The following is a 16,530-nucleotide window of genomic DNA, read 5'->3' as shown; positions in this document are numbered from 1 at the left end:
TCACGTTAAACTGCCATCCGTGGAAAAAACGTGCGAGCTCCACCCTTCATTAACGGCAATTCCTGCCGTTACTTGACAAGAGATCAGGAACCGCAAGCCACCGCTTCACCCACGCGCCCGATGAACATACTCCGACCAGCCTGCGTTCTCGGGCTGATGACGCTTACCGCCTGCACCCAGACCTGGGTGGAGCCGCAATTCCAGCAGCGCTCGCATTTCGCCGCGTGGTCGCAAGCCACGCCCGGCGTTTATCGCATCGAACCCGGCGACGACCTTTCGGTCGTCATGCCCTTCAATGCCGAGCTGAACTTTCGCGGTTCGGTCGCGCCGGACGGCGGCCTGACCATGCCGTTCGCGGGCACGATCCCGGCGGCGGGCCTCACGGTCGCCCAGCTCGGGGACGCCATCAACAAGGCGCTCACCATCAACGGCATGGCGAAGAACGCGCACGCTTCGGTCTCCGTCGTGCAGTCGGCCGCCAGGATTTATGTGGCCGGCCAGGTCGCGCGCCCCGGCGAAATCGCGCTGCACACGGGCATGAGCGTGCTGCAGGCGATCGCCGCCGCGCAGGGCTTGCTCGACACGGCGCGCACCAATGAAGTCGTGCTGATTCGCCGCAGCCCCGATGGCCGCCCGATGCTCCGCACGATCGACATCGACGCGCTCACGCATCGCGGCGACCCGACGCAGGACGTCATTCTGCAGGCCACCGACACGATCTTCGTGCCGAAGTCCTCGATCGCCGAAGTCGACCAATGGGTCGATCAGTACATCGACAAGGTCATTCCGTTCCAGCGGGGCTTCGACTACACGATCTCGAACAACCCCACGACTTACTAAGCCTGCTCAGCGAGCCCGTGCCGCCCGATGGCTTTCCAGGTCGGGGCAAACGAATCAACCGCGAATTAAACGCGAAGCACACGCGATGCAAACCGCCACCACGACCACCGGGCTTGCCCCGGTCTTTTCGAGCGAGCCCGCCAGGTGGCGGGTCACGTGGTGGCTGCTCGCGCTCTTGCCGCTCTTTGGCCAGACTTTCCACTACCTGAGCACGCTCGTGCCGCTCTGGGCGCTCTCGAAAGCGCTGCCGGTCATTTCGCTGCCCGCCGTGCTGCGTCTGGGCGGCGAACCGCGCTTTCCCATGACGCGGCAAATCCTCATCAGCTTTGCGTGGCTCTTGCTGGTGCCGAGCTTCGCCGCCATGTTCTATTTCCACGAAGGCTTTTTTACGAGCATCACGGCGCAGGTGAAGCTGCTGCCCATCCTGTACTTCTTCTCGTTTCTCGCGCTTCTCCTCACGCTCAAGCCCACGCTCGGCGAGCTGGAGCGCGGCTTCGTGGTGCTGGGCGTCGTCATTCTCGCGGTGCTGATCGTGCTCTGGGCCGTGGTGCCCTCCGACTGGTACCAGGAGTCGTATGTGATCGGGCAGTCGCCCTTTTTCAGCAGCGACAACCGCGGCCATCGCATCCGCATGTCGATGTATTTCCCGCTCATCCTGCTGTTCTTCTGCTACCGGCGCGCCTTTTTCGAGAAGCATGCGGGCTATCTGTGCGGCGTGGTCGTCGCGTTCGCGGTCACGCTTCTGATCGTCAAGACGCGCGCCATGGTCATCGGCATCATGGGCGTGCTCGTGATCAACACCTTCGCCTGGTCGCGCATGCGCACGCGCGTTCTGTTGCTGCTCGCCGCGCCCGTCGCGCTCGTCGCCATGTTTTCGGCGGGCTACCTCGCCACGACGTTCAGCACCGACGCGAGCACGGGCTTCGACACGCGCCGCATCACCATCCTGCTCGCCACGAAGTTCCTCGGCAGCGAACCGATGCGCTGGCTCTTCGGTGTGGGCACGATCAGCTCGACCAGCAAGGACAACCTGATCGGCTACTTTCACCACTTTTTCTTCCTCGCCGACATTACGTGGCTCGGCATCGTGTTCGAGTACGGCCTGATCGGCGCGCTCATCATTCTGTTCTTCCAGCTGCGCGGCATCGTGTTCTACCGGCGCCTGCGCAAGAAGGTCGATGACGATTTTCTCGGCGCGCTGTTCGACTATCTCGTCTACGTCCTGCTCATTTCATTCCTCTACCCGCCTACCCTCACGCCAGGCGAGACCTCGGTCATTCTCGCGATCTTCGCGTACGTCTGGCGCGTGGGCGAGCTGGACAGCGAACACGACGACCATGCCGATTTGCAGGTTCACCATGCCTCGCGCTAAGCGCATCAAACGCCCTGGCCTGCACCCGCTGCTGATCGGCGCGCTGCTCATGTCGGGCGCGGCCGCCTGCACCGACGCGACCTCGGGCACGCCCTTGCCGGTGGCGATCTCGGTGGATGCCGCGGCCGGCCGGCACCCCATCAGCCCGCTGATTTACGGCATCAACTTCGGCACGACTGCCGTCTTGCAAGACCTGCGCGCGCCCGTCAACCGCTCGGGCGGCAACAGCGCCTCGGCCTATAACTGGCGCATCGACGCGCGCAACGCGGGCAAGGACTGGTATTTCGAGAGCCTCGCCGTCAATCCCGCCGATATCAACGACCAGTTCGGCGAGCGTTTCGTCGCGCTCACCCAGGCGGCGGGCGCCACGCCCATCGTGACCATTCCGATGCTCGGCCGTGTGGCGAAACTCGGGCCGGCGCGCGAGACGCTCGCGAGCTTCTCGATCGCCAAATACGGCCCGCAGCCGAATCACGACGTGAACGGCCACGCTGACGCCGGCAACGGTGTGGCGCCCGGCGACAAGCCGATTGCCGGCAACGACGCGAACGACGCCTCGACGCCCGACGACCCGCAAAACGAGCAGGCGCGCGTGGCGGATCTGGTCAAGCAATTCGGCGGCGCGAGTGGGGGCGGCGTGAGTTACTACGCGCTCGACAACGAGCCGAGCCTTTGGCAACTGATTCACCGCGACGTGCATCCCACGGGCGCGCATGCGAGCGAAATCGCCAACAAGGTGATCGCCTATTCGCGCGCCGTGAAGGCGGCGGACCCGCACGCGCAGATCGTCGCGCCGGAAGAATGGGGCTGGCAGGGCTATTTCTACAGCGGCTTCGACCAGCAGTACGCAGCGGACCACGGCCTCGATCACGCGCCCGACCGCGCAGGCGAAACCCAGGGCATGCCATACGTGCCCTGGTTGCTCACGCAATGGAAAGCGGCGGGCCATCCGGTCGACGTGTTCAGCCTGCACTTCTATCCGCAGGGCGGCGAATTTGCCGAAGCGGGCGTGACGAACTCGCAGGCCGTCGCGCTCATGCGCAACCGCTCCACGCGCGACCTGTGGGACCCGAACTATAAAGACCCCACGTGGATCAACAGCGTCGTGGCGCTGATCCCGCTGATGCGCCGTTGGGTCGATACGTACTACTACCCAGGCACGCCCATCGGCATCACGGAATACAACTGGGGCGGCGACACGCTGATGAACGGCGCGACGGCCCAGGCCGACGTGCTCGGCATTTTCGGCCGCGAGGGGCTGGATATCGCCACGCGCTGGGGCACGCTCGACCCTTCGATGCCGGTGTACAAGGCATTCAAACTCTACCGCAACTACGACGGCAACGGTGCGGCGTTCGGTGCGACCAGCATTGCCGCGAGCACGCCCGACCCGGACACCGTTTCGGCGTTCGCCGCCTTGCGCGAGCGCGACCATGCGCTGACGCTCGTCGTCATCAACAAGCAGCTGGACCGCCCCGCCGACGCCGCCATCGCGCTCGATCATTTCGCGGCAAGCGGCGTGGCGGAGACCTGGCGCCTCGCGAACAACCAGTTGTTCCGCATGCCCGACGCGCGCTACCAGGACGGCACGCTGCGCGCGAGCCTGTCCGCGCAGAGCGTGACGCTATTCGTGCTGCGCGGTGCACAGGCGCGGCATGAGTGAAGCCACTGAAACCCAGCACCCGGCGCGAACACCCACGCGCCAAAACGGCGGTTCGATGATCCGAGGCTCGCTCGTGAGCCTCGGCGTTCGCCTGCTCGACCTTCCCAGCCGCTACGGTTTCCATCTGCTGATCGCAGCCATGCTGGGCGTGGTGCAGACCGGCGACTTCTATATCGTGTTCAGCACGATGGTGGCGCTCGCGGGCTTCGGGCGCCTCGGCATCGACCAGGCGCTGACGCGTCAGATCGCGATGGACCTCGCGGCGGGCGAGGCGCGCGCCGTGCGCCCAGCCATCCGCCATGCGCTGTGGCTGGTGCTGCTCGCCTCCACGGCCGTTTCGATCGCGCTTGGCGCCAGCGCCTTCGCCTTAGCGCACGACGTGCTGAAGAAACCCGAACTCGCCTGGCCGCTCGCGCTCGGCGCGCTCTCGTTCGTTCCGCAAAATCTCGGCGCGGCAATGGCGGGTGCGCTTGCCGGACTTCAACGCGTGGGCTACAGCCAGATGATCTATTCCTGGCTCTGGCCCGCGATCTTCTGCGCCGTTGCCATCCCACTCGGCATGACGCGTGGCATGAGCGTCGCAAGCACGCTCATGCTGATCGCCGCCAGCTTTACGCTCACCGCGCTGACCGGCGCGCTTCTGCTCAAGCGGTTTCTTGCCGGCGTGCCCGCCAGCGCACAACCGCCAGCCGAACCGCCCCGCTTCCTCAAGGCGGGTTTGCCGCTTTTCACGCTGGAATTCACGAAGCTCTTGATCACCTCGGCGCCCGCCATCGTGCTCGGCATCGTCGCCTCCTCGCGCGAGACCGGGCTCTTCGCGCTGGCGTGGCGGCTCGCGCTCGTCATCAATCTGCTGATCAGCGGCGTGACCGGCATGGCCGCGCCGAAGTTCGCGAGCCTCTTCGCGCGCAACGACCGGCATGGGCTCGACAAAAGCGCGGCCCAGGCGGCGGGCCTCGTGCTGTGCCTCGCGTTACCCGCCGCCCTGTGCATGCTGCTCTTTCCCGAACACCTGCTGCGCTTGTTCGGGCCGGGCTTTGGCGGCGGCGCGGCCGCGCTGCGCGTGCTCGCGCTCGGCCAGATCGCCGCGGCATGCTTTACCGCCATGCCCGAACTGCTGGGCATGACCGCGCACACTTCCGTGCTGTACCGAATCAACTTCTACTCGGTCGCCATGTTGCTCGTTGGCGTCGCCGTGCTCGCGCCGATTGGCGGCAGCGTCGGGGCAGCGGTGGCGGCATCGCTTGCCATTGCCGTGAACGGCGCGCTCGCGGCGTGGGCGGCGCACCGGCTGCTGGGCGTGTTGCCGCTTGCGTTGCTTGGGCGATGGGTGCTCGGGCGCGCGCCGGGACGCGCTGAGGCGCAAGATGGGAAACAGGACGCCTAGGCGCCATGATGCGCGCAGCATTGCTGATATCATAAAAACAACCTTGGCCCCCTCTTCGTTCTCCGTGGAGACAGGGCCGCAAGGCATCGCGGACGCTTGAGGCGCAGGCATCCCCCGAATGCCTGATGGGCGCAGGCAGCATTGCATTACCATTGGGAGAGCTAATCGTTTCACCCAGCTTGCCCATTCCGGTACACCCAGCACGAGGAGAAAAGACGTCATGAAACGACGATGCCTTCTAAAGGGGGTTGTCGCCTTGCCGTGTCTCGCCACCACCTCGACCTTCGCCGGCGTGCTGCCCGCTGCGGCTCGCGCAGGCCGCGTCCGGCCCGGCGATCCTGCCTGGCCGAAAGCGCCGGAATGGGAAGCGTTGAGCCAGGCGGTCGACGGAAATTTGCTGCAACCCACAACAATCTGGCAGACCTGCGCGCAAACGCCCCGCGCGCCAGATTGCCTGGCAAGACTCAAGGAAGCGCGCAATCCGTTCGCGCTCGGCGACGATCCCGGCGCCACCCAGATCTCCGGCTGGCTCGATGCATGGACGGCGCACGCAAGCACCTACGCAGTGGCAGCCCGCTCCACCGCTGACGTTGTCGCGGGCGTCGATTTCGTGCGCCAACACAATTTGCGCCTGGTGGTCAAAGGCGGCGGTCACAGTTACCTTGGCGGCTCGAACGCGCCAGATTCTCTGCTGATCTGGACTCGCGGGATGAACCGCATCGAACTCCATGACGCGTTCGTTCCAGCCGGCTGCTCGACGCCGCCACAGCGCGCTGTGACGGTAGAGGCAGGCTGCATGTGGATCGACGTCTATACCGCCGTCACGACGCAGGCGGGGCGCTACGTTCAGGGTGGCGGATGTACGACCGTGGGCGTTGCCGGCCTCGTTCTGGGCGGGGGCTTCGGATCCTACTCGAAGCGCTACGGACTCGCGGCCGCGAGTCTGCTCCAGGCGGAGATCGTCACCGCCGACGGCATTGTCCGCACGGTCAACGCATGCCAGGAGCCCGATCTTTTCTGGGCGCTCAAGGGTGGCGGCGGAGGCAGTTTTGGCGTGGTGACGAGGATCACGCTACAGACTCATGACCTGCCCGAAAGCTTCGGCTGGGCCAGGTTCAAGGTCAAGGCTTCATCGCGTGAGGCTTACCGGCGGCTGGCTGCGCGACTGATCGATCACTACGCGGAAAATCTGTTCAACCCTGAATGGGGCGAGCGGTTCATCTTTCACAGCGACGAGATCGAGGTGGCAATGGTGTGCCAGGGCCTCGACGACCATCAGGCCAAGTCGGCCTGGGGGCCTTTCATCGATTGGGTGCGCGCCTCGCCGGTCGATTTCACCTTCACCGAGGGACCTCGCGTCGGCGCCGGCTCATCGCGTCGCTGGTGGGACGTCGAAGGCAACGCGGGACTCGTGCCCGACCCGCGCGCAGGAGCCGCGCACAATCATGGCTGGTGGCGAGGCGATGGTGAGCAGCCCTCCGCCTTCCTGCACGCCTACGATTCGCAATGGCTGCCCGCGGCCCTTCTCGAACCGGCGCAACGCGGCCGGCTCGTTGACGCCTTCGTGGCGGCGGCCCAATTTCAAGCCGTAGAGTTGCATTTCAACAAAGGGCTCGCAGGCACGCCACCGGAGGTGAACGAGCAGGCGCGTCAGTGCGCCACCAATCCAAAAGTCGCCGACGCCTTCGGCCTGATGATCGTCGCCACAGGCGGGCCGCCGCCATTTCCGGGCCTGCCCATCGCCCCGCCTGACATGGCGCAGGCACATCGCAATGCCGGGAATGTGGGCAAGGCCGCGGCGATTCTCAAGGCGCTGTCGCCACAAAGCGGCTCCTATGTTTCGGAGACCGATTTTTTTCGCAGCGATTGGCGCGAAGCGTTTTGGGGAGTCAACTACGCGCGGCTGAAAGCGATCAAGGATCGCTACGATCCGGAAGGTTTCTTTTACGTCCATCACGGAGTGGGCAGCGAGGACTGGAGTCCCGACGGCTTTACGCCCTTGCAGTCGTGAAGTTTGGGATGGCGGGGCGCGCGCCCCATGCTTAGCTTGACTAATTAAATCCTCGCCGTTTCCGCGACTCATCGAGCGGCAGAACACACGTACAAGACCCTCGATCGCGGTATCCGGGCAAGTCCCATATCCCCCGCATCGCCACATCACGCACCCACTTCGTCAGAGCAGAGCGGCCCCTATCAGATCTCGCGTGTGGGTCCGAACTACGACCAGTACATGAACAGTCCAGTCCATCGGTTCTACCAGAACTGGCAGCAGTCGAACTGCAATATCGCGCACGCGACGCTCGATAATCCGAGCGGTTGCAAGATGGATCTATTTGCGTGGGTCGAAGTGTCGATAGGCGCCGGATCGAATGGCAAAGCGCAAGCGGCCAACTTCACCGATCAGTCGACCGGCGAAGGCGCGACCGCGCTCGGGTTCTATAACGTGAATGGCGGCGACATGCCCTATTTCTCGGATCTCGCGCGTCATTACACGATCAGCGATAACTATCACCAGCCGGTGATGGGCGGCACGGGCGCGAACAGCATCATGATCGGAACGGCCGACGCGCTCTATTACACGGACGGCAATGGCAATCCAGCGACGCCTCCCCAGAACGAGATTGAAAACCCGCGGCCGCAGCCAGGCACCAACAACTGGTATGCGCAGGACGGCTACTCGGGCGGGTCATATAGCAATTGCTCGGATCCGAAGCAGCCTGGCGTAGGCGCGATACGACATTATCTCGACAGCCTGCTGTATCACCCCAATGCCAACTGCGCGCCCAGCACGTACTATCTGCTGAATAACTACAACCCCGGCTACAACGGTGACGGCGCCGTCAACACGAGTACTTTCACTATCCCACCTTCGCCGGTGCGGACGATCGCCGATACGCTCCTCGAGAACAATATCTCCTGGAAATACTACGGCGAAGGCTGGAAGACATTCGTAACCAATCCTTCAACGAGTGTTTACTGCAATATCTGCAATCCGTTTCTTTATGAAACGGCGATCATGACCAATCCGGCGCTGGTGGCCGCACATCTTCAGGACACGCCGAACCTGTATTCCGACATCGCAAATGGCACGCTGCCCGCGGTATCGTTCGTGAAACCCGGCGGATTACTCGATGGACATCCGTCTTCTTCGAAGTTCGGTCTTTACGAAGGGTTCGTGCATAAGATCATCGATTCTGTTCAAGCGAACCCCGCGTTGTGGGCATCCACTGCGATCTTTATCACAACCGACGAGGGAGGCGGTTACTACGATTCCGGCTACATTCAACCCGGACTTCTTCGGGGACGGCCCGCGCATTCCCCTCATCGTCGTGTCGCCGTACTCACGCGGCGGTCGGGTCGTTCACGACTATTCGGATCACGTGTCGCTGGTGAAATTCATCGAACGCAACTGGTCGCTGGGACGTATCACGTCGCGCAGTCGCGACAATCTCCCCAATCCTGTCCAGTTTCCCTCCAGCCCATACGTTCCGACGAATGCGCCGGCGATTGGCGACCTGTTCAGCGCATTCCGGTTCCAGCCCGTCAAGCAGTCCGGAGCGGACAACGGAAACGAGGGCGCGGCTGGAATGTTCCCGTTCTGATCCCAGGAGACTGTGCTCGCGAAGATGCACACCCGAGGCGCCGACGGCCCTAAGCCAATAGTGACCGTCGGCGCGCTCACTGCTACTGCTCCGAACGATCGCCCGTGTCGTCGTCTCCGGTAGTCTGGAGGCCCGGAAGGACCTGGGTGCCTTCACGCTGAACGGCTACCAGCTTGTGCGGCTCGAGACCGAGCACCTTCAGGATGGTCGGCGCCACCTGCATGTTGGTCACCGGCGTATTGACGACATTTTTCTGCAGCTTCGGATTGGAGACCACCAGCAGCGTGTTCGTATCGTCTGTGTAAAGTCCGCCGTGTTCGGCCAGTTTGCCGCGCTCTTGCTGTAGATCGTCCCAGGTATCGGCTGAATGATGAGATCAGGGACACGGCCCTGGGCAGGATCGCCCCAGATCGCCTTCAGCGCTGCGTCGTGGTAGAGCGTCTGGATGTGAGTGGCATTGCCGCTTGCCTCGTCAGCACCAAGGATCGATACCGCCTTTGCCGTATCGCCGTGGTTCTTGAGCCAGATGAGCGACACGTCGTCGGCCGTTTCCTGGGTGACCGGCACGCTATTCCATGACGTTGTGAATGCAGTCATCCGTCCCGGTCGATTATTTTATTTCCAATGTAAATCTGGATCCCTAATGATAACCTTTACCATTTATAACACCAATTGTCTGGTGATTTAGTGACGCTTTCTCGCAAGGAGAAAACGCCACAACACGGCATTGCACGACGGCCTAGCCGGCCGAACCCGCCCCGTGCAGATCGCTGCCATCGTCCTTTCCAAGTTCGCGCATATCGAGCGCAAGCACACGCCCGACATCGCGCACGAATGCTTCCATGACCGCGAGACACTCCGGGCTGCCCGGCACACAATCTTCGGGATTCCTCTTTCCCTGTGCCCGTCTGATCGCGCGGATGCTGGCTTCCAGCGCCCGCGCTTCTGCCCAGATCGGATCGTTTTGAGGTGGTTTGGGTTGTTCGTGCGCCATGCAGGGATTTTCGGCGGACGGCTCACAAACTTTAGCGCCTGGGCATGACTTGTTGAACGGCTAGGGCGCTGCCTTCGCAATAAGGTCCTGCAGACGAGCCATCGAGCGCTGATCCAGCGGATGCATCTCGCAACCCACGCGGCTCCATCCTCGTTCCTGATCCTCGAAGATCCAGCGAACATCGAGTGCGACGGCCAGGACGATCTCGTCGTCGTCGATCGGCGCCGACTGCAGCCACCCCGAGACCGTCTCTCCCCGGAACAGCAGACCGCTGCGCGCGTGCAGAAGCGCCCCGCGCGAGCTAAGGTCGGCGACCTGTGCGAGCGCCCTGCCGTCCTTGTTCAGAAGCAGCGGGGCGAACAACAGCGGCGTACGGGCCTCCCGACGCATATCCAGTCCACTTCGCATGCGCATGACACCTGTTTTCAACGTTTCATTTTTATCGAGGGTCGGTATTTTAACGTGACTGCGCACAATTAAGCGCCTGAACAGTCTGGCCGCCCTCTTCGCGCCCCAAATCCGCCCTGGCGAAATAGCGATTGCCTGCCCTCAAGTTACCCGGGCCTTTGGTCGATATGTCATGCAAGCGGATTTCGACGGCCGAAGCGCGACCCTTGCCGCTCCTCTAACAGGCGCGCCCAGGGTCGTGGCGCTCGATATGCGGACAACGCATTGAAGATGCTGACGCATGCCGAGATGAAATGCCGCGAGGCGGGGATCGAAGTCTGGCTCGTCGGCCTCAATCCCGAAGTCTTTGCCGTTGTCGAGAAGGCGCCGCCTGGAAGCGTGCCTGGACACGAGCGCATGTTTCTCAATCTCGAACAGGCGCTAGCCGCGTGGCGGGAGATGCAGCAAGCCATTTCGCGCAATGGGGTATCTTCTTCCGATATCCATCCCGGACACAGCGCGCAATGACCGCTCATCCCTTCTCGCACGAGGCCGCATGAACACTACCCCGACACGGCAAACCGCACCTGAAGAGCGCGAACCCATACTCAATACGGTCGATCGCGTGACCGAACTGTGCTTTGGCCTGTTCATGGCGTTGACTTTCGTCGGAGCGGTCAAGGCGGCCACAGCGGGCGAGGACGCTGGCCGCAAACTGTTCCTTGCCGCGCTCGGATGCAATCTCGCCTGGGGCCTCGCCGACGCCGTGATGTATCTGGTTCGCACGCTCGCGGATCGCGGACAGCGCCTGACACTCGCCCTCACCGTGAAGCGCGAACCGGACCGCGCCGCAGCCGTGCGGGCTTTGCGCGGCGCGTTGCCGAAGGCGCTGGAGCCGCTCGTCGACGACGAAGAACTCGAGCTGATTCGCGCGCGCCTCGCCGCGGCGTCTACGCTGCCACCTCGCGCGCATTTCAGGCGCGATGACTTTCTTGGGGCACTGGGCGTTTTTCTGCTTGTCGTCGTATCGACGTTCCCGGTTGCCCTGCCGTTCATCCTCGTGAAGGATCACACAGCGGCGCTCGTCATCTCACGCGGACTCACGCTCGCGATGCTCTTCACGGCCGGTTTTGCGCTCGGACGCTACACCGGCGCGGGCGCGATGAAAGCGGGCTTCGCCATGACGCTGCTTGGGGTCGTGCTGACGATGGCGATCATTGCGCTCGGCGGATAGCCGCGAGGCAACACGTTCGAGGGTGGGCCATCGGCAACTCGCACTCCGGTTGCCGATGGCCGTCAGCACTCGCCAGCCCGCTCAGAAGTGGATTTCGGCCACGAACATCGGGACGGATGTCTGGGTCGTGCCCGGTTGTTCGGAAGCCGGCGTGCCGTACATGTTGTGCCAGTATTCGTAGCCAAGACTCATGTACGCAGTACGCGGATGGCCGGCGAACGATCCGACGTCAGCCAGCAGATACGCGCGGGTCAGGAACTCCGTTGTGGTCTCGACTCCAGAACCATTCGTCTGGGCAACCTGTGCTGCGTGGGTCCCTCCCTCTGCAGTCGGTGAGGTCTCCGCTGCATGTGCCACACCGGCGAAGCAGCTGACGAAGGCAACACCTAACAGTGGCGTGCGGATAGCGATGGATTTTTTCACGTCTCCTTCCATATTTTGGCGATATCCAGTATGCGGTCGATTTACGACTCTCGATTTTTCGTACCGTCGGCAACGGCGTGCGTTAGTCAACGTGGTAAGGCCTGCCGCGGTGCAATGGAATGTATGCGATACCCGCGTAAATGCCTTTACACAAAAGTGATTTTCGCTGGCACTTTTTAATGAGAGCGGGTGAATATTCGGGTAAATCTCGACTCACTGATTGATCAAAAGTACTGACCGTTGAATCGCGCCATCTTATTGAGATGCATTGCTATGCGAATCCGGGTTGCGAGCAGCCACCATAAACAAAGGCACCGCGCCTGAGCGCGGTGCCTTTGTCGTTTAAGCCTGCGAAGTGGGCTTACTGCCTGGGAATATAGAGCGGCATCGAATCTTCCCAAAGCGTGTCGGTAATCGCACGCCGATGGCTCGCGGGATAGACAATCGACCCATCAGGTCGAACGACCGCACCCGCAGTCAACCGCGCGTGTTCGTGCCGTTGCGCACTCATGATGTGTAAAACCGTTTCACCCCGCGCGATCACGTCGGCGAGCATGCCGATGTCAGCACCTCTCAACAGCCCGATAAAGTCATCGAGGGTGCGGTCGGAATGGCCGATCGTGAAGAATGGGAGGGTCACTTCCCACCTGCGCGTGAACAATTGCGGATGACTACATCGTCTTACCGGCTTGAATGACGCCTACGCCGAGCGCTTATTATGCGCCTCCAGGACAGAGGCGCGGGGTCGTGATTTCGCTCCTATGCGCTAGCCAGCCGATCGCCCCTCCGTCATGCGAGGGCGCTAGTCGTGCGAACCTTGGGCGGCCGGTCGCGCAGCAGCACCGGCATCAGCCTCCGGTTGGCTGTCTGCGCCGCCCACTCGCAATACGCGGCGCTGCCGAGCACCCAGCCCTCGAGCGTCGATCGAATCAAGTTATTGACCTCGCATTCGTCTAGAGGCTGTGCGCCCAAATCGCGGTAGGACTGGTGGCGCTCGAACGGCGTACTGCCGAGCGCCCGGTAGAGCGGGTGGTCCTTGATGAACCTGTCGACGCGCAGCCCGACGTGGTGCGTATAGCTCGACCACGGGTAGTTGCCTGCCTCGGCCACGAGGCGGTTGCGCACCGGCGCATGGTCGATGACCTGGCTCGCGAGCAGGAAATACCGGTCGGGTTCAATCACGGTTGCCCGGTACTCGCCACGCCACATCGTCCCGCGGCGTCCGTGGCGGCGGTTGAAAGTCTCAACGTAGCGACGCCAAACCGCCTGCATCGCCATGGCCACGCTCGACTCGTATGAAGGCGTGACGAGGAACTGCACCGCGTCGGGCATAAGTACCCACGCGTGGATTGCCAGATCGGCGACGCGCGCTGCGTCTGCCAGACAGGCGAGGAAGTACAGGTAGTCTCCTTCGTCGAGGAATGCGGGCCCCGTGAGCCCCTGCAAGATAACGTGCTGCGGTTGTTCTGGGACGTAGTGCCGTGCAAGCCGTGTCATGCTGAATTAACCGGAAATCCGATGTGGGAAAGCGATCCGACAGGTATCGGTCGCCTGACGCTGCGTGAGTGGATCTACGATGAAATTCTATGGGCCGCGTGCGTGCGCCTGCATCGCGAACAGGCCTTTTTTATGGCCTCAATTCGCTGAATTGCCGATCACAGCGCACGTTTTTATGCCACCGCTGAATAGCCGCCGCACCGCGATCCGGCACCACTAAATCATGGCAACACGAGCGAACGGTAGTCGACGCGCCTCGGGTCTCCATTCACAGATCATCTGAACCGGCAAAAATCCGGCACTATGGGTTCGCAAATTCTATTAATAGGAATCCGAATGATAGCGGGTGGGCCGAGGCCGGAACCTTCGGCGAACCGAAACCCAGGCTAACCCAACCGGCTCAGCCGGCGCGCGACGCCCCCGCCACAAACGCTTCGGCCTGCAGCGCGACGCGCCACGGCGTCCACCTAATATCAAAAGCCGTTTCCGCGCGGCGCGCGTCGAGCCGGATGTCCTGTTGCCACAACCGCGCGAGCGAAGGCGGCAGCGGCGGAGGCACCTTCACACCGCCTAGTTTCCGTCCCGCGATCTCGGCAATCTTCAGCGCAGGCGCCCACACCTTCGTTTCGAGCGCAAGACGCCGCGCCCCGATCCGCTCCACCGGCGTCGCCCCCAAAATACGTGCGTACGCCACGAAGTACTCGTTCCAGCGCGGCGCATCCGCCATCGCCAGGTTGTAGGCCTGAGCGCCCGAAGCCGGCGTGCGCAGCGCGGCCAGCGCCGCCTGCACGACGTCGTCGACGTGAACGAGATTGCTGCAACCGTCGCCGGCCGCGCCAAGGTCGCCCAGGCGCCGCGCGCGCAGCAGTTGCGCAATGCGCGCCGACCACTGCGGACTACCGCCTCCGTATATGCAACCCGGGCGCAATATCGTGAGCGCAGGCAGATGAGCAAGCAGGCCTTCCGACTCGACTTTCGCATGGCCATAGGGGCTCACGGCGTCGAGCGCAGCCGCTTCGTCGATACGGCCTTCGGCGGCGCCATAGACCGCCATCGAACTGAAGTGGACCACGGGCAGCGGCGCACCGCGTGCCTCCAGCGCGGCAACCAGCGCACGCGCATTCGCGACGATCGTCGCCGGCGCACCTGCCACGCAGTTGACCACGCCGTCCACGTCGGCAAGCGCGGCGGCGAGCGACGTGAGGTCCGCGGCATCGAGACGGCGCAAGCCACTCCCTTGCCTGCGCGAGGCGGCAATCGGCTCGGCCCATTCGGTACTGCGTAATGCTTTCACCAGGTGGCGACCGACAAAGCCGGTCGCGCCAAGAACGAGAATGCGGGCTTTCATCACGCGGGTTCGGAATGGTTTGCGGTGGGAACGGGCAGCGCGCCAAGATCGGCAGCGCCCTTGAGGTGTTCGGCAAGCCGCAGTGCGAGCGCGACGATGGTCAAGGTCGGATTCGCCTGGCCCGAAGTCGGGAACACCGCGGCGCCCATCACATAGACGTTGTCCGCTTCGTGTAGCCGGCAGTCGGCATCGACCACGCTCGTGCGCGCGTCGCGCCCCATGCGCGCTGTGCCGATGTGATGTCCGCCATATGCGCCGTAGCGCGTCATTTCGGCTTCGACCCGCGCGGGGTCGTAGGTGAAGCGGCCAACGCCCGCGCGCTCGACCTCGTGCGCGAGCGCGGCGAGCGCGCGGCTCACGGTCGCGACGTCCTGTTGCGTATAGCGCCAGTCCACATGGATGCGGCGCAGGCCGAGCGCATCGGTTTCGTCGCCGAGCGTGACGCGGCTCGCCGGATTGGGCTCCTGCTCCGCATGGAAGTCGAGCGAGAAGCGCAGATTCGCGGGCCGCACGATCACCGAGGGGACCTTGCGCGCGGCCAGCGTGCGCCGCCGCAGCCAGTGCCACAGGAAACGCGCCGTGTTCGGTGCGTCCGCAACGACGTTGTTCAAGTGCGCGAGCGTGGAGCCCGCATAGCCTTCGGGTGTGCCGTCGTAGAGGCGCTTCGCGTATTCGTAGGGCACGATGCCGCGCGCAAGATACAGCGCGGAGAGGACGCCGTTGCCGTGCCCGGCGTCCGGAATGCGCGGATGATGGAGGCGCGCAATGAAGTTGCCCGCGCGCAGCGCTGCTTGCTGCTCGGGGCGCAACGCGAGGCGGCGGCGGCAATAGATGCCCTCTTCCGAAATCTCGTAGCCGTGCCGCACGGACTGCGCCGCCGCGAGATCGATCGTGCCGATCGTGCCCGCGAGATGGCTCATGTAATAGCGGCCCACCGCGTCATGGGCGTTGCCGAGTCCCTGGTCGCTTGGCCCGGGGCTGTTGAGCAAGAGGCGCGGCACTTCGAGACCGCCGGTCGCGAGCACGTAAGCGCGCGCGGCCACCTCGAACGTCGCGCCGTCCGTCGCGCCCATCGCGTTCAGTACGCGCACCTGGGCCGCGCCGACACGCCGCGTCGAACCTGCCAGCATCGGCAGACGGCACAGGTTCGCATGCTGGAGCACGCGCACGCGGCCTTTCGCGAGGCGCGCCCGGTAACGCTGACCGAAATCGGTCGGGCAGCTGAAGCGCTCGAGCGTGTGCGTCGAAAACACGTCGCTCGCAAAGCCGCCGATCATAGGGCGCAGCGGCGCGGCAAACGCGCCTTCGGCGGTATAGGCGAATTCGCCCGCTTCACACAACGCGTTGGCTTGCGGGTAGTAGCGCAGCACATCGGCGAACGCAATTGGCCAGCCGCTGTGCGCGACGTAATCGCGCGCCTCGAAGTCGAGCGCGTCGAGCGGCATGCAGCGGCCGCCCCACAGCGTGGTCGAGCCGCCGAAGCGGCGCACGCGGTAGTTGTCCGGCGGCGGATGAAGGTCCGCATTCGCCACCGTGCCCGCGTATAGCTGCTGGCTTGCGGGCTCGGGCGCATCGCCGCCGCTCTCCAGCACGATCACGTCGAGCCCGCTCTCCTCCAGCGCGAGCGCGAGTGCAATGCCGGCGGCGCCGGCGCCCACGATGCACAGGTCCGCGCGTAGGGTCGTGCCGGCGGGAATCTCACGGGCGTCGGTAATCATCGTCTGTCATGAACGAGGAAGGGAAAACGGGCCGCGGCGATAGTAGCCGATCGCACGCGTGCAAC

The 16,530-nt window shown here is 63.7% G+C and carries 17 protein-coding genes and 2 pseudogenes; 10 read left to right on the top strand and 9 right to left on the bottom strand.

Annotated features, from left to right (window positions below; translation table 11 throughout):
* The first annotated feature begins 120 nt into the window (after positions 1–120).
* The 7 genes and pseudogenes from M3I54_RS24845 (at position 121) to M3I54_RS45180 (ending at position 8,864) form a co-directional block, all read left to right on the top strand.
* Positions 121–840, top strand: coding sequence for a polysaccharide biosynthesis/export family protein (locus M3I54_RS24845; RefSeq protein WP_254340805.1), 720 nt, complete (start codon positions 121–123; stop codon positions 838–840).
* Between the two features lie 85 nt (positions 841–925).
* Positions 926–2,212, top strand: coding sequence for a hypothetical protein (locus M3I54_RS24840; protein ID WP_254340804.1), 1,287 nt, complete (start codon positions 926–928; stop codon positions 2,210–2,212).
* A complete protein-coding gene (locus tag M3I54_RS24835) occupies positions 2,199–3,875 on the top strand; it encodes a glycoside hydrolase family 44 protein (protein ID WP_254340803.1) in 1,677 nt (558 codons plus the stop codon). The genes M3I54_RS24840 and M3I54_RS24835 overlap by 14 nt, the downstream gene beginning before the upstream one ends.
* Positions 3,868–5,262, top strand: a complete 1,395-nt coding sequence (locus tag M3I54_RS24830) for a lipopolysaccharide biosynthesis protein (RefSeq protein ID WP_254340802.1) — start codon at positions 3,868–3,870, stop codon at positions 5,260–5,262. The genes M3I54_RS24835 and M3I54_RS24830 overlap by 8 nt, the downstream gene beginning before the upstream one ends.
* Before the next feature lie 370 nt (positions 5,263–5,632).
* Positions 5,633–7,273 (top strand): FAD-binding oxidoreductase, encoded by a 1,641-nt coding sequence (locus tag M3I54_RS24825; protein ID WP_254340800.1) that lies wholly within the window; start codon positions 5,633–5,635, stop codon positions 7,271–7,273.
* 219 nt (positions 7,274–7,492) lie between these two features.
* Positions 7,493–8,476: pseudogene (locus tag M3I54_RS24820) on the top strand (alkaline phosphatase family protein); the annotation flags it as partial.
* Positions 8,394–8,864, top strand: a complete 471-nt coding sequence (locus tag M3I54_RS45180; protein ID WP_309249638.1) for an alkaline phosphatase family protein — start codon at positions 8,394–8,396, stop codon at positions 8,862–8,864. The pseudogene M3I54_RS24820 and the gene M3I54_RS45180, both read left to right, overlap by 83 nt.
* 82 nt (positions 8,865–8,946) lie before the next feature.
* Here the strand turns inward: M3I54_RS45180 and M3I54_RS24815 are convergent, their stop codons facing one another.
* The 4 genes from M3I54_RS24815 to M3I54_RS24800 all read right to left on the bottom strand — a co-directional run bounded on the left by M3I54_RS24815 (position 8,947) and on the right by M3I54_RS24800 (position 10,266).
* Positions 8,947–9,096 (bottom strand): hypothetical protein, encoded by a 150-nt coding sequence (locus M3I54_RS24815; protein ID WP_254340799.1) that lies wholly within the window; start codon positions 9,094–9,096, stop codon positions 8,947–8,949.
* A complete protein-coding gene (locus M3I54_RS24810) occupies positions 9,093–9,431 on the bottom strand; it encodes a hypothetical protein (protein WP_254340798.1) in 339 nt (112 codons plus the stop codon). The genes M3I54_RS24815 and M3I54_RS24810 overlap by 4 nt, the downstream gene beginning before the upstream one ends.
* 172 nt (positions 9,432–9,603) lie before the next feature.
* The gene (locus M3I54_RS24805) at positions 9,604–9,858 is read right to left on the bottom strand and encodes a hypothetical protein (protein WP_254340796.1); all 255 of its coding nucleotides are present in this window, start codon (positions 9,856–9,858) and stop codon (positions 9,604–9,606) included.
* A gap of 60 nt (positions 9,859–9,918) precedes the next feature.
* Positions 9,919–10,266 (bottom strand): PilZ domain-containing protein, encoded by a 348-nt coding sequence (locus tag M3I54_RS24800; protein WP_254340795.1) that lies wholly within the window; start codon positions 10,264–10,266, stop codon positions 9,919–9,921.
* 264 nt (positions 10,267–10,530) lie between these two features.
* Here M3I54_RS24800 and M3I54_RS24795 point away from each other — a divergent pair, with 264 nt between their 5' ends.
* Entirely contained in the window at positions 10,531–10,773 is a 243-nt protein-coding gene (locus tag M3I54_RS24795) for a hypothetical protein (protein ID WP_254340794.1), read from the top strand.
* Positions 10,774–10,801: 28 nt separating this feature from the next.
* The gene (locus tag M3I54_RS24790) at positions 10,802–11,479 is read left to right on the top strand and encodes a hypothetical protein (protein ID WP_254340793.1); all 678 of its coding nucleotides are present in this window, start codon (positions 10,802–10,804) and stop codon (positions 11,477–11,479) included.
* An 81-nt stretch (positions 11,480–11,560) separates the two neighbouring features.
* Here the strand turns inward: M3I54_RS24790 and M3I54_RS24785 are convergent, their stop codons facing one another.
* From M3I54_RS24785 to M3I54_RS24775, 3 genes and pseudogenes are all read right to left on the bottom strand, one after another.
* Complete coding sequence (locus M3I54_RS24785; protein WP_254340792.1) at positions 11,561–11,902, bottom strand: hypothetical protein; 342 nt, start codon at positions 11,900–11,902, stop codon at positions 11,561–11,563.
* A gap of 361 nt (positions 11,903–12,263) precedes the next feature.
* Positions 12,264–12,446 (bottom strand): annotated as a pseudogene (locus M3I54_RS24780) (hypothetical protein); the annotation flags it as partial.
* A 245-nt stretch (positions 12,447–12,691) separates the two neighbouring features.
* Entirely contained in the window at positions 12,692–13,399 is a 708-nt protein-coding gene (locus tag M3I54_RS24775; protein WP_254340789.1) for a transposase, read from the bottom strand.
* 21 nt (positions 13,400–13,420) lie between these two features.
* Between M3I54_RS24775 and M3I54_RS44920 the strand changes: the two genes are divergently transcribed.
* Positions 13,421–13,549, top strand: coding sequence for a hypothetical protein (locus tag M3I54_RS44920; protein ID WP_302059122.1), 129 nt, complete (start codon positions 13,421–13,423; stop codon positions 13,547–13,549).
* Between the two features lie 250 nt (positions 13,550–13,799).
* On the opposite strand, the gene M3I54_RS24770 is transcribed toward M3I54_RS44920, so the two are convergent.
* Both M3I54_RS24770 and M3I54_RS24765 read right to left on the bottom strand, forming a co-directional pair.
* Positions 13,800–14,747: an NAD(P)-dependent oxidoreductase gene (locus tag M3I54_RS24770; protein WP_254340787.1), complete on the bottom strand. Its 948-nt coding sequence runs from the start codon at positions 14,745–14,747 to the stop codon at positions 13,800–13,802.
* Positions 14,747–16,465, bottom strand: coding sequence for an FAD-dependent oxidoreductase (locus tag M3I54_RS24765; RefSeq protein WP_254340785.1), 1,719 nt, complete (start codon positions 16,463–16,465; stop codon positions 14,747–14,749). The genes M3I54_RS24770 and M3I54_RS24765 overlap by 1 nt, the downstream gene beginning before the upstream one ends.
* Positions 16,466–16,530: the final 65 nt, after the last annotated feature.

This window comes from Paraburkholderia sp. CNPSo 3274 (genome assembly GCF_024206475.1).
GTDB lineage: Bacteria > Pseudomonadota > Gammaproteobacteria > Burkholderiales > Burkholderiaceae > Paraburkholderia.
The sequence above is the reverse complement of the archived record's forward strand: the minus strand, read 5'-3'. Positions and strand labels throughout refer to the sequence as shown.

Coding starts and splice junctions, on each gene's coding strand:
- M3I54_RS24845 (WP_254340805.1), top strand. CDS start 121: ATGAACATACTCCGACCAGCCTGCGTTCTCGGGCTGATGACGCTTACC.
- M3I54_RS24840 (WP_254340804.1), top strand. CDS start 926: ATGCAAACCGCCACCACGACCACCGGGCTTGCCCCGGTCTTTTCGAGC.
- M3I54_RS24835 (WP_254340803.1), top strand. CDS start 2,199: ATGCCTCGCGCTAAGCGCATCAAACGCCCTGGCCTGCACCCGCTGCTG.
- M3I54_RS24830 (WP_254340802.1), top strand. CDS start 3,868: ATGAGTGAAGCCACTGAAACCCAGCACCCGGCGCGAACACCCACGCGC.
- M3I54_RS45180 (WP_309249638.1), top strand. CDS start 8,394: ATGGACATCCGTCTTCTTCGAAGTTCGGTCTTTACGAAGGGTTCGTGC.
- M3I54_RS24805 (WP_254340796.1), bottom strand. CDS start 9,858: ATGGCGCACGAACAACCCAAACCACCTCAAAACGATCCGATCTGGGCA.
- M3I54_RS24800 (WP_254340795.1), bottom strand. CDS start 10,266: ATGCGAAGTGGACTGGATATGCGTCGGGAGGCCCGTACGCCGCTGTTG.
- M3I54_RS24790 (WP_254340793.1), top strand. CDS start 10,802: ATGAACACTACCCCGACACGGCAAACCGCACCTGAAGAGCGCGAACCC.
- M3I54_RS24775 (WP_254340789.1), bottom strand. CDS start 13,399: ATGACACGGCTTGCACGGCACTACGTCCCAGAACAACCGCAGCACGTT.
- M3I54_RS44920 (WP_302059122.1), top strand. CDS start 13,421: ATGTGGGAAAGCGATCCGACAGGTATCGGTCGCCTGACGCTGCGTGAG.
- M3I54_RS24770 (WP_254340787.1), bottom strand. CDS start 14,747: ATGAAAGCCCGCATTCTCGTTCTTGGCGCGACCGGCTTTGTCGGTCGC.
- M3I54_RS24765 (WP_254340785.1), bottom strand. CDS start 16,465: ATGATTACCGACGCCCGTGAGATTCCCGCCGGCACGACCCTACGCGCG.